The sequence below is a fragment of the Collinsella sp. i06-0019-1H4 genome, assembly GCF_042849575.1.
GTDB lineage: Bacteria > Actinomycetota > Coriobacteriia > Coriobacteriales > Coriobacteriaceae > Collinsella.
Genome location: NZ_BAABYB010000001.1, coordinates 428,810 through 441,304, shown reverse-complemented (window position 1 = coordinate 441,304; position 12,495 = coordinate 428,810). Strand labels below are relative to the sequence as shown.

Genomic DNA, 12,495 nt, shown 5'->3' with positions numbered 1-12,495 from the left:
AATCAACTAAACGTTTGCTCGGTTGGTGAAGATGCCCTTTTTGGAAGTCCCCTGATCGTCGGAGCCCTTCTTCACCTTCTTACCGTCCTTGGTGTAGTAGGAGTAGTAGTACTCGCTGGTCTCAGTCTCGCAGTAGTTCATAACGGTACCGATGAGCTTGACCTTCTCGGACTTCTTAAGCTGACCGATAGCGTTGAGCGCCTCTTCGCGCTTGGTAAAGTCCTCGCGCACTACGAACAGCGTGCCGTCGGTCAGACTGGCGATCTCGGCAGCATCGATGAAGGTGCCGACCGGGGGAGCGTCGAAGATGACGTACTGGAACTTGGCGGACAGTGCCTTTACCAGCTTGGCAAAGCGGTGAGAGACGATGATGTCGGCAGGATTGGGAATATGCGGCTCGGCATCGAGGAAGTAGAAGTTCTTCTGACCCGTCTCGACAATTGCCTGGTCAATGGAGATCTGCTCGGAAAGGACCGCATAGAGTCCGCCGCGCGAACGAACGCCGAGCATATCGGAAAGAGACCTGCGGCGCATATCGGCCTCGACCAGGAGCACGGACTTGCCGCTCGTGGCGATAGCCTGGGCAAGGTTAATGGAAACCGTAGACTTGCCCTCGTTGGGAATCGAGGAGGTAACGGTGATGGTGCGAATGGGGTCGTCCACGCTCGCAAAGCGGATGTTGGCCAGAAGGGTCTTGGCGGCATTCTGTACAACGAGCTTATCGGTGTTCTTTGCCTTAGCCATGCCTATTTACCACCTTTCATAGCCGGAATTCGGCCAACAACGGGAATACCCAGGAGCTCTTCTGCCTCTTCGGCACCGCGGATGCGAGTATTGAGCATGTCTGCCAAAACGACATAGGCGACTGCGATAAAGATACCGGCGAGGAACGCGACAGCAACGTACAGCGTGCGCTTGGGGCCGCTGGGGACTTCGGGAGTCTTAGCCTCGTCGATAACGTTGATGCTCTGGGCAGCGCCGACGTTCTGAGCGACCGTACTCACCGAGCTGGCCATGGCCTTTGCGACCTTAGCCGTCTCCTTGGCATCGGTGCCGGTAACCGAAAGCGTAATGACACGCGTGGTGGTCTCGGAGGAAACAGACACCTTGTAGTCATCCAGATCGGTGAGGCCCAGTTCATTGGCTGCGCCGCTCTTAACGCTATCGCTATCCAGCAGCGTGGCGATATCGTTGGAAAGCATCTGACTCGCCGAGAGATCGTTGTAGCTCATCTGACCGCTATCGTCGGTCTTGGCGAGAATGTACATGCTCGTCGTCGCGGTATAGGTGTTGTCCATCGCAACGAAGGACACGATGCCCATGGCGATCGCGCAGACCACCGGAAGGGTGATGACCAGCTGAAGGTGCTTCTTCAGCAGCTGGAACAGTTCGAGAAGGGTCATGCAGCTTGCCTTTCATTTCCCCAGTTCGGATTGACAAAACTGCTCATATGATATCGCATCTTTCTGCCATGTCCGAACTCTATACATAAGATACAGCGTCCGCGCGTAAGTTGCGCAACAACCTACGCGGCAGCGGAGACGCGGGCGTATCGTCTAATCCTCGGTTTTTGCCACACAGCTACGCGAACGGTCCCTCTTGCTGTACGGGAAACGTCACCGTGATGGTAGTCCCCACACCCAGCTCGCTCGATAGGTCGAGCGAAGCATGGTGATACACGGCGGCATGCTTAACGATGGCCAGACCCAAGCCTGTTCCGCCACGTGCCTTGGAGCGGCTCTTGTCCACGCGATAGAAGCGCTCGAACACCTTGCCCTGCTCCTCGGGCGCGATGCCGATACCTGTATCGGCAACCGTCAGGTACGGATGGCCCTCATCATTGGTCCCACATCGAAGCGTAACCGTGCCACCGGGCTGGTTATAGCGAATAGCGTTACTGGCCAGGTTATAAATCAGCTCGTCGATCAGGCGTGGCACACCTTCGACCACAACGGGCTTCGTCTTGCGCACGATGGTCACGTCCGACTGTCGGGCGACCTGCTCAAGGCGCTGCTCCACCGTCGTAATAGCGCGCGAGAGCTCAATGGGTTCCGTAGAACCAATAGGCACTGCCTCGCCCTCGGTCGCGCGCTCGGCCTCGTCCAGGTTAGACAACGTCAAGATGTCGTTTACCAGCGCTGCTAGACGGCGCGCCTCGCGATAGATTCGACCGCCAAAGTTGCGCAGGTCATCCTCGCCCTCAACCATGCCGTTTGCAATAAGCTCGGCGTAGCCCGAAATCGCGGTAAGCGGGGTCTTGAGCTCATGAGTGATATTGGCCGTGAACTCGCGACGCATGCGGTCGTTATCGGCCAGCACCGCCATCTGGCGTTTAAGCTCCTGGCGCTGCGACTCAATGCGTTCGAGCATGGGAACCATCTCGGTGTAGGCATGTTCATAGCTACGGCGCGGGTGGTCCAAATCGACCTCCTGCAGCGGCGCAATGATGGCACGGGATTCGCGGCGCGCAAGGAAAAACGAAAGCACCGCGCCCGCCGCCGCGATAAGCAGCATCGGCGCCACCAGCGAAAGCAAAATCGCCGCGACGCCAGGCTGGGCTTGCGCCAAACGAACGACCTGACCGTTATCAAGGGCGACGGCGCGATAGAGCATAATCTCGTCGAGCGTGGCGCTCGAGCGCTCCGCGGAGCCCGAACCGCTCTCAAGGGCCTCAACGACCTCGGGGCGATCGCCATGGTTGGGCAACATGGAAGGAGACGCCTCGTTGTCGTAGGCGACCGATCCATCCCTGTTGATCAGCGTGATACGAAGGTCCTCGCGATCGAGGCTTCGCAAAAATGCGATGGGTTCCTTCTGCTCGTTTAAGGCGGCGGCAATAAGCTCGGTTTCTTGCGAAAGGTTGGCACTCGTGGCATCTGCCAAGGTGTTTTGCACAAAGAACGCACCCAACACCGTAAACGCCAAAATGACGGACATTGCGCAGACAAATATCGTCGCAAACACGCGATGCGAGAGCGTGTGTTTTCCCTGAGGGGCAAAGACCACGGGCTACTCCTCCGTTGCGGCGTCCGCAATGCCGGCATCTTCGGTATCGCCACCAGCGGAAGGCTCGGCCAGACGATAGCCCACGCCGCGCACTGTCTCGATAGCGCTGGCACGCTCGCCGAGCTTTTGGCGAAGCGTCTGTACGTGAACGTCGACGGTACGCGAGCCGCCATCGAAGTCCCAGCCCCACACGCTCTGCAGCAGCGACTCGCGAGTAAAGACCACACCGGGTTTGCGCATAAGATACTCGAGCAAATCGAACTCGCGCAAAGTAAGCTTGAGTGGCTCACCGGCAACGGTCACCTCGCGATGGCTGGGCGAAAGCACGATATCGCCCACGCTGAGCACATCACTCACCTGCTTGACCATACCGCCGCGGCGCAGCAGCGCACGGCAACGGCTGGCAAGCTCCATGAGCGAAAACGGCTTAGTCAGATAATCGTCGGCACCGCCATCGAGCGCCATCACCTTATCGAGCTCGGTATCTTTGGCGGTGAGCATCATGATGGGCACCGTCGCCGTCAGGCGGTCGGCGCGCAGGCGACGCATAATTGCCAAACCGTCGGTATCGGGCAGCATGATGTCGAGCAGGACGGCATCGGGTACCCGTCGCGCCACGGCGGCCTTAAACTCGCCATCGCACGAAAAGCCTTCGGCCTCGATTCCCTGCTTGCGCAGTGCATAGACCGTCAAATCCCTGATGTTGTCATCGTCCTCGACGTAATAGATCATGTTGAACCCCTTTGCGGCCGGCATGACCGCATCTTAACCCTAAAGGTACCTTTACTAGATGGTATCAGCCAAAACGTCCCGTTAAATAATCCGCCGTGCGCGGGTCGGTGGGATTTTTGAAGAGCTGAGCGGTGGGTGCGTGCTCCACTAACTCGCCCAGCAAGAAAAACGCGACCGAGTCGGAGATGCGCGCCGCCTGCTGCATATTGTGCGTAACGACCACGAGCGTACAGGTCTCTTTGAGCTCGCAGGCCAGCTGCTCAACCACCAGCGTCGACACGGGATCGAGAGCGCTCGTGGGCTCGTCCATCAGCAGAATATCGGGCTGCACGGCAAGCGCGCGGGCGATGCACAGACGCTGCTGCTGCCCGCCCGAAAGGCCCAGCCCCGACTCCTTGAGTTTGTCCTTGACCTCATCCCATAGCGCAGCGCGACGAAGAGAGTCCTCGACCAACTCATCCAGAACGGCGCGGTCGCGCACGCCCATGCCGCGTGGACCATACGCGACGTTGTCGTAGATGCTCATGGGAAACGGGTTGGGGCGCTGGAACACCATGCCCACGCGCTGGCGCAGGCGGCAGATGTCGTAGTCGCCCAGGATATCCTGGCCGTCGAGCGCGATCTTACCCTCGATGCGGCAGTCCTTGATGTCGTCGTTCATGCGGTTAAAGCAACGCAGCAGCGTCGACTTGCCGCAGCCCGAAGGACCGATAAACGAGGTGATCTGCTTGTCGCGAATCTTGATGGATACGTCCTTGAGCGCGTGGTGGTCGCCATAGAACAGGTCGAGGCCCTTGACGTCGATGCGCGTCGGCGAGGCGGCAAGATCCTGCGCCGTGGGACGAGTCGCGTCCCCGACTTCGCGCTCGTGCGCAGCCTCGGCTTGCGCCTCCATTAGCTCCTCGAGCTCCGTGGGCCCCATGGCCGCAGCAGCCGTCATACCGCATACCTCCACATCGATATCAATTCAGCAGTATCGATAGTAGAAATCGCGGCTCATATGCACGTGAGCGCATTGTCAGGTGTTTGTAAGGGAACGCTGGCTATGCGGCGGGCAGCTCGATGGTAAAGACGGTATGCTCGGGCGTCGATTCGCACACGATGGTACCGCCATGCGCGCATACAATCTCCTTGGCGATGGCAAGACCCAGCCCAGCGCCGCCGCGATTGGTCGCACGTGCTGCATCCAGGCGATAGAACTTCTCAAAGATTACCTTGAGCTTTGGCTCAGGGATCGGATCGCCTTGGTTTACAAATCGTACGCGTACGCCACCGTCGCCCAAACGCCTGGCCTCGATCGTAATCGTCGAGCCTTCATAGCTATAGGCAACGGCGTTTTTCATGATGTTGTTGAATACGCGAGCCATCTTGTCGCCGTCCACGAGCACCGTCAGGTCCTCGCAGATATCAACCTGGGCTTCCTTGTGCTGTTCGTTGAGAATGGGATAGAACTCGTCGGCCACCTGCGCCAGCAATAGCCCCAAATCGACGTAGGCGCGGGTGAGCACGATATCGTGGAAATCGAAACGCGTGATGTCGAAGAACTCCTCGATGAGCGCGTCGAGCCGGTGGGCCTTGTCGAGCGCCACGCCCGTAAAGCGTGCACGCTGCTCGAGCGGCAAATCGGGAGCCTCCTGTAGGAGCGAAAGATAGCCCACCACGCTGGCAAGCGGCGTGCGCAGATCGTGCGCCAGATACGTAACCAGGTCATCTTTGCGATGCGATTCGTCGCGCAGGGCCTGTTGAACCTTGCGCTCACAATCGCGCGCCCGATTGAGCGCACCTTCGACCTCGAGAAAGTCGCCGTCGATGGTATCCCACGTGTCGGGGCTATCGATCAGACGGTCCTGAATACGGGCGGCGATTACGCGGTCGGCATGCTGCTCGCCCTGCTCATAACCCTGGTAATACAGGGCGCGTCCGCAAAAGAACAGGACGCACACGGCAAGCGCCAGCACAAAGCCGAGCATGTTGAACACAAAGGCGGCGTCAAAGAACACGGGCTCGCCAATACCGCCAAGCGCCATGGCCCCGATCGCCAGCGTAATTGTCCACGCGGCACCGCCGATTACCACGCAACGGCGGACGATTTCGAATCGATCGATCAGCAAGAAGCCGACGAGCAGAACTGCCAGGATGCCAATGATATTATCAATGCCAATGAGTAGCAGACTCAGCAAAAAGAGCAGCACCGTCGCAAGCGCGCGGTTGTCGACGACCGCCCTTATGTATTCAAAGAGTCGATCGGGCACCTCGAATACCCGCCTATCGTCTTTTGTCATATCCACTTCCCCACCACCAAAGGCGTTATTCGATTATGTAGCCGACGCCCCAGACGTTTTTGATAAAGCGCGGCTTTTGGGCATCGTCGCCGATCTTTTCGCGCAGATGGCGGATGTGCACCATCACCGTATTGTTGGAGCCGGGCATAAAGTCCTCGTTCCACACCGCGCGGAACAGGTCCCCCACGGCCACCACGCTGCCACGATGCTCCACCAGATACAGCAAGATGGAATACTCGATGGGCGTGAGACGCACCGGTGCGCCGTCCACCGTCACACAACGAGCGTCGCGGTTGATCTCGAGGCCGTCGAGCTGGATGGTCGGTGACTCGACCGCCTGTGCGCGGCTGCCGTAGCTGGTGTAACGACGGAGTTGAGCATGAACGCGCGCTATGAGCTCCAGCGGACGGAACGGCTTGACCACGTAATCGTCTGCGCCCAGCGAGAGACCCTCGATCTTATCCTGCTGGGCATCGCGCGCCGTCAGCATGATAACGGGATAGGTATGGCCAGCGCGGATGGTGCGCAGCAACTCAAAGCCGTCGATATCGGGCAGCATGACGTCCAGCAGCGCCAGATCGAACTCCTGCTCCAAAATCGCCTTGGCAGCATCTGCTCCGCTATAGGCAATCTGAACATCAAAGCCCTCTTTTGTAAGGTAGATACCGACCAGGTCGGCGATGGCCTTCTCGTCATCAACTACCAAAATGCGCTCGTTCATGCGTGCTCCTCTCGCGCTCCATTATGCCCGAGGCAGCGCGCGCCACACACAACAAGCGCGGTCGTTTAAGTCGACCTTAAGCACCTATGCGTCCGTTCGGGCGCATACATGGGCAGTGCACGCCCGCGCACTGATTGTCCGCGCCGGTAAACGATATACTTTGAACTCTAAAGAGACCATCCCGTCGAAAGCGAAATCTGTGAAGACCCTTAGTTCTCTTGTAAAGCGCTCCGCGCAACTGACCGCCGGCATTGCCTGCGCTCTCGCCCTTGCTGCCGGCGTGCCGTCTATCGCCAACGCCCAGGTGCTTACGACCGATATCGTTTGCGGTAAGACCGCCGACGCCCGCGGCATCACGGCCGATAATCTACCCGATATCGATGCGACCAACGCCATCGTCATGAGCAAGGACGGTTCCGTCTATTACGCCCGAAGTGCCGACGAGCAGGTCAAGATCGCCTCAATTACCAAGGTCATGACTGCAATCCTGACCGTCGAGAACTGCAAAATGGACGAGAAGATCACGGTGAGCAATGCTGCCGCCACCGTAGGCAACTCGACCGCCGGCCTGCTCGAAGGCGACGAGCTCACCGTGGAGCAAGCTCTGCGCGGCCTGATGATCCCCTCGGGCAACGATGCCGCCATCGCGCTTGCCGAGCACGTGGGCAAAAAGATCGACCCCAAGACCAAGGACGCCGTGGCCACCTTTGTAAAGGCCATGAACGAGCGCGCTCAAGAGCTCGGCTGCACGGGAACGCTTTTTGAGAATCCGCACGGTCTGGACTTTGATGAGTGGGCCGGTAACATGCACTCCACCGCGCACGATGTAGCCCTGATGATGCAGGAGGCAATGAAGAACGACACGTTCCGCGAAATCGTGGCGAGCGACGATTCCTGGATTGAGGTTACGGGCGCCGACGGTTCCGACCATTCGCATTCCATGGATACGCACAATGAGCTGCTGGGGCAGGACGGCAATATCGGCGGTAAGACCGGCACCACCGACGATGCCGGCTATTGCTTTACGGGAGCCTACAACCGCGATGACGACGAGACCTACACCGTCGTTTTGAACTCCAGCACCACCGACCAGCGCTTTGCCGACACGGCCGCCCTTGCCAACTGGTACTACGACCACAAGGTGACGGTTGCGATCGCCAACACGCAGGAAAAGACCGCCAACGGCAATCCGCTCATCGCGCGCATCAGCCAGACCGACTGGACGGACAAGACGATCGATGCCACGCTCGCCGATCCCGCAGCTCAGGCGACCGTCTTTGCGCTTGCCGGAGAGGTGACCGAGAAGGTTACCTATGATGACCTTTCGGGCACGGTACATGTGGGCGACAAGGTGGGTAGCGTGACGCTCAAGCAAGACGGCACCAAGATCGCCGTCATGGATTTGGTTGCCGACGAGGAAGGCTCGGGGCCGAATCCCATTGAGTGGCTACTCGTGAAGCTCGACCGCCTGGGCCGCCGCATCGACAACCGCCCACTCACGGCAGAAAGCGAGACCGTCGCCAAGGCGCCCGAGGTGTAGGGCGCAAGAATAATAAGCCCATTAAAAGGAGGCGTCCGAAAGGATGCCTCTTTTTTTTGAGGTTCGAATCCCCAGCTAACGTGGTTCAACTAAAAAAGGGCCCCTTTCGGAACCCTTCTTTAAAGTCATACTGGCGGAGAGCTGGGGATTCGAACCCCAGATGCCCTTTTGGGGCATACTCGCTTAGCAGGCGAGCACCTTCGGCCTCTCGGTCAGCTCTCCGTAACAGCCGTTCTATAGTAACCAAACAGCCGAAGATGGGCAAGAGGGAATTTGGGGGATTCCATTTTTATCTCTCTCGCACTGCCGCCAGCAGATAATCGCGCATATACGGAATTGCAAACGAAACACAGCCATAGCCCGCAGGCTCAATCAACCCCGCATCGATGAGACGTTTACGATACGACCCGACTTTATTCGCCGGTAACCCCATCTTTTTGGCGATATCGCCGTTGGCAATCTCGCCGCCCTCGCATTGAGCCATTGCCGCGAGATACTGAAACTGCCGCTCCGACACCCTGCGCAGCGCCGGGGCAATCACCATAGCATTAAAACTATCAAGAGCCGCCTGAATACCCTTGCGAGCGGCTTCTTCGCTCACGCTCTCCGCCCCGCTGCGCGCAGCAACCTGCCAAGCGTAATATCCGACCAGCTGGACCATAAAGGGATAGCCCGCCGAAGCCTTAGTCAACAGCTCAGCAGCGCCTTCGTCGAGCTCTTTGCCCGCTCGTCTCATCGTATCCTCAAACGATCCACCGACTTCAAAATCGGAAAGCCGAGTGAGTTCGACATGCTTTGCCCGCTGAAGGAACGTAAGGGTATCATCCACCACTACGCCATCCACCGACGTTGGCAGGCCAGCGAATGCAAAGGCGACATTCGCCCCTTGGCGAATCAAAAGCTGCATCTCATTGCCCAGTTCGCGCATTTCCTCAGTTGAGGCATCCTGAATCTCGTCGAGCGTAATGAACAGGCCACCGCGTTTCGCGGCATCGTACATCGCCTCGCCCAAATTAGAGGCCGACTTTGACACCTCCACGGAGCCAAGGCTGACTCCTAAAATCGATGGGGAAATCGACATTGACTCAAGACGAACATTTCGCTGCAGAGCCTCGAGGATTCTATTGCAGAAGCCGGCATTCGAGGCGACATCAACGACCTCGAATCCCTTTCTTCGTGCAAGATCACCCAATGCGTTGAGAAGCACCGTTTTGCCCGTGCCTCGGACACCCGAGATGCGCATAAGTCGATCGGGGGCACCAGGACCATTCTCTAGAGCCTCGGCAAAGTCGCCCAAAACAGCATCGCGCCCGATAAGCTCAGGCGGATTCATGCCCGCCGTTGGCTTAAAGGGATTAATTGCTTTCGGCATTCGATCCTCCTCTGCTAGTTTTAACAACTTTAGCAAAGTTTAGCAACTTTAGCAGAGTTTAACAGGTTTAGCAGACCTAGCCGCTTTTGACCTTACCGGTCCCGCTGGAGCCACCCACCTGAGCCAATACAAATGGCTCCATTCAATTTGTCGGTAACCTGCTCAATACAGTAATTCGTACTTTAATTCGTTACGACTTAATTCGTTATACCTTATCTATACGCAAATGTTCCCCGTACCGCCGGTAGCAGTAGCCCCTTCGTTTTGTCGGCATGGCGAGCAAATAGGCGACAAGCGCGGTCCAGCCCTTCTATGCCGCTCCTACCCCAGCGAGCGATTGAGGGAGCCGAGCTCATCGTTGCCCATGGTGCGCCACATTTGGAAGATGCAGCCGCGCGCCAGGAAAAAGAAGCCGTTATCGACCAGTTGCACGGCGGCATCCGCAAGCTGGTTGGCCACCGCGGGCACGGGCGGCAATTCGAGTCCAGCCCTGCGGATGGTCTCGACCGCTTCCTCGAACGTCGGAGGCTCGCTGACACCCATCTCGTTCATAAGGCCCTGCATTTCTTCCAGCGCGCTGCTGCCCGACTCCTCGCCGCGCGGCACCAGACGGTAACAAGCCAGCGCCAGGTCGAGCTGATCGCAATTCCAATAGGCAAACGCCAAGCGATAGAACAGGTAGCCGATTGCAGAACGATCGCTGGCAATACCTAGGCCGTGGCGCGCCACCTCGATAATCTCGTCAAAGCGCTCCAGACGCGCAAGCACGTTGATGAGCGCAAAGTGCGACTGCATGGACGAGCGCGCCAGATCGTAAAGATGGCGCACCTCGGGCAGTGCTCGTTCAAAGTCCTCTTGCTCGGCGTAAAAGCTGCAGATCTCGTGCTGGGCAAAGTACAGCGCATCGGGCGCACGAAGGATTCGCACAGAGCGGTCTTCTTCCAACACCGGTAGCACCATGCGCACCAGCTGGTTATCGCAAAACTGCGTTTGAACCGGACCTGTCGCCAAAAGCTCGGCGACGGCGCACTTGGCCTCCAACTCCTCGACAAGACGGGAAAAGCCTTCAAAAGCACCTGTACGGTCGACTTTTGCCTGCTCGCGCAATTCAACAACACGGGCCACGTATGGGTCGTCGTCCTCTTCCATGACCTCCAGCTCGTCAGCCGTATCGGCAAGCAGCAGATCGCGCAGCGCCGGCGGCAGCATGCGATGGTCATCACGCGGACGAGCATGAACCTCCGCCGGCTCAATCGTCTCCGGAGCGGTTGACTCATACGCCTCAAGCACACGCTTGCACGGCATATCGTCCATGTCCATGCTCTCAAGATCCTTGGCGACAGGCACGCAATCGGCCAGATAGGCCGCACGCCCAAAGAAATACGTTGCGACAACGCACTCGCCCTGCTCACTGTCGGGAGCAGCAATCTGCACATAGCAGCGCGTGATGCAGGTGCCCGCGGCAAAACACGCTGCCGCAAGCGTGAGCGCCACGCGCGCATCGTGCTCCGCGGCCCAGATCGTGCGCGTGTCCTCGTCCAGCTCGTGCCAGGCGTCATCTTGAGCGTCGTATTCACGTTGCGGCATGGCATCAACGACAGACTGCCCAAACCGAACGAGCATAATCCCCTCGGCAACGTTTGCCCGATAGGTATAGTCGAGCCGCGTGACCACGTTAAGCGCCTCGACAATACGCGCGAAGCGGGTACGCACATCCCACTCACCGCCCGGCTGGCAAGCCACCGTACCCGGTTCGCCCCACGGGTTATCGCTCGAGGCCGTATCGAGCAGTCGAGGAACATCGTTGGTCGTCTTAGCGATATGCCACGCATCAAAGAGCGCGCAGCCCTCAAGGCTCGGCGACGAGGCCGCGGGGACCAATCCAGCCCCGATGCGCTCAAGGATGCCGGAGAGGCGGTTGAGACGGCACTCGATGGCAAGCAGCATGTCAATCTCGTCCTGGTCCAGCAGGCTACGATCAAAATTGAGATAGAAAAGCTTTGAACGATCAATGCGAGCCAGGCTCATCTCGGACTTGGCAGCGATGGTGCGCAGGCGGGGCAAGTCAATTTCACTCATAAGGGCAGCGGCATAGCGCTCGATACCGCTCGGATTCTCGGCATGGTCAACGCGGTAAAGCAGCGTCTCGATAGCATCAGGGAGCGGTGCCGTGTTAAAGCCCAAAAACACCTCGACCGGCTCGGGCAACTTTACGAGCTTGATCTTGTCGATAACATTTTGCATACCCTCGTCGAGTCCGCCGGCGTCCGCCGTGCTCGCAATGGCATTTTCGGAGTCAGCGAATATCACGTAGCGCAGGAACATCGATGCCATGAACTCGCCGTAAGGAAGGGAGCGGGTCGAATTCCATGTCTCGTGGTCGGACTGCTCGCGCATGGGGCCTTCGGGAGAGCCGACGGTTCGCGCGCACGCGCGCATCGTGCCGTTGGCTCCCCGAACCACAATCTCACCAATACCGGAGTCCGACTCGTCAAGGACCAGTTCCATGTCGGGATCGTTGGGCAGCGGAGCCTCGCTGACGGGGCGGTCCACCTTGTACACCTCACCCGAAACGCTTACGTAGCCCAAAAGCGACACATGACTTTTGCCAACAAATTCGACGACATAACAAGATTCATGCTGATCCTCGCCAAAGAGTTTCCAGACTACGCCATATGAGCGTCCCGCAGGCTGCTCGGGCATCGCCGGAAAGCGCTTCTTGGGATCGAGAAACCTGAGCTTGTATGTCGGACGCTCTGCCACGAAATATCACCCTGATCGGTCGCTTGAAGAAGGAGTGGTCGCGAATAAGTCGCGACATCTACTCGGAATCTTACACGAG

General features: G+C 58.4%; 10 protein-coding genes and 1 tRNA gene. 1 reads left to right on the top strand and 10 read right to left on the bottom strand.

The window, feature by feature from the left end; translation table 11 throughout:
- Positions 1 to 6: 6 nt before the first annotated feature.
- From ACGHEN_RS01855 to ACGHEN_RS01825, 7 genes are all read right to left on the bottom strand, one after another.
- The gene (locus ACGHEN_RS01855; RefSeq protein WP_055309657.1) at positions 7 to 744 is read right to left on the bottom strand and encodes a CpsD/CapB family tyrosine-protein kinase; all 738 of its coding nucleotides are present in this window, start codon (positions 742 to 744) and stop codon (positions 7 to 9) included.
- 2 nt (positions 745 to 746) lie between these two features.
- On the bottom strand, positions 747 to 1,403 hold the full coding sequence (locus tag ACGHEN_RS01850) for a YveK family protein (protein WP_195239562.1): 657 nt from the start codon (positions 1,401 to 1,403) through the stop codon (positions 747 to 749).
- A 178-nt stretch (positions 1,404 to 1,581) separates the two neighbouring features.
- Positions 1,582 to 3,006 carry an ATP-binding protein gene (locus ACGHEN_RS01845; RefSeq protein ID WP_390396926.1) on the bottom strand — a complete coding sequence of 475 codons (1,425 nt, stop codon included), beginning with the start codon at positions 3,004 to 3,006 and terminating at the stop codon, positions 1,582 to 1,584.
- A gap of 3 nt (positions 3,007 to 3,009) precedes the next feature.
- A complete protein-coding gene (locus tag ACGHEN_RS01840) occupies positions 3,010 to 3,738 on the bottom strand; it encodes a response regulator transcription factor (protein ID WP_118080836.1) in 729 nt (242 codons plus the stop codon).
- A gap of 64 nt (positions 3,739 to 3,802) precedes the next feature.
- Entirely contained in the window at positions 3,803 to 4,678 is an 876-nt protein-coding gene (gene pstB, locus ACGHEN_RS01835; RefSeq protein WP_390396923.1) for a phosphate ABC transporter ATP-binding protein PstB, read from the bottom strand.
- A 103-nt stretch (positions 4,679 to 4,781) separates the two neighbouring features.
- On the bottom strand, positions 4,782 to 6,020 hold the full coding sequence (locus ACGHEN_RS01830) for a sensor histidine kinase (protein ID WP_390396920.1): 1,239 nt from the start codon (positions 6,018 to 6,020) through the stop codon (positions 4,782 to 4,784).
- A gap of 25 nt (positions 6,021 to 6,045) precedes the next feature.
- The gene (locus ACGHEN_RS01825) at positions 6,046 to 6,741 is read right to left on the bottom strand and encodes a response regulator transcription factor (RefSeq protein WP_368138203.1); all 696 of its coding nucleotides are present in this window, start codon (positions 6,739 to 6,741) and stop codon (positions 6,046 to 6,048) included.
- A gap of 199 nt (positions 6,742 to 6,940) precedes the next feature.
- On the opposite strand from ACGHEN_RS01825, the gene ACGHEN_RS01820 reads away from it, so the two are divergent.
- Positions 6,941 to 8,281 (top strand): D-alanyl-D-alanine carboxypeptidase family protein, encoded by a 1,341-nt coding sequence (locus ACGHEN_RS01820; protein WP_390396916.1) that lies wholly within the window; start codon positions 6,941 to 6,943, stop codon positions 8,279 to 8,281.
- A gap of 131 nt (positions 8,282 to 8,412) precedes the next feature.
- Here ACGHEN_RS01820 and ACGHEN_RS01815 read toward each other — a convergent pair.
- The 3 genes from ACGHEN_RS01815 to ACGHEN_RS01805 form a co-directional block, all read right to left on the bottom strand.
- Positions 8,413 to 8,503, bottom strand: a tRNA-Ser gene (locus ACGHEN_RS01815).
- Positions 8,504 to 8,570: 67 nt separating this feature from the next.
- A complete protein-coding gene (locus tag ACGHEN_RS01810; RefSeq protein ID WP_390396913.1) occupies positions 8,571 to 9,689 on the bottom strand; it encodes an AAA family ATPase in 1,119 nt (372 codons plus the stop codon).
- Between the two features lie 285 nt (positions 9,690 to 9,974).
- A complete protein-coding gene (locus ACGHEN_RS01805; RefSeq protein ID WP_390396910.1) occupies positions 9,975 to 12,416 on the bottom strand; it encodes a tetratricopeptide repeat protein in 2,442 nt (813 codons plus the stop codon).
- Positions 12,417 to 12,495 lie beyond the last annotated feature (79 nt).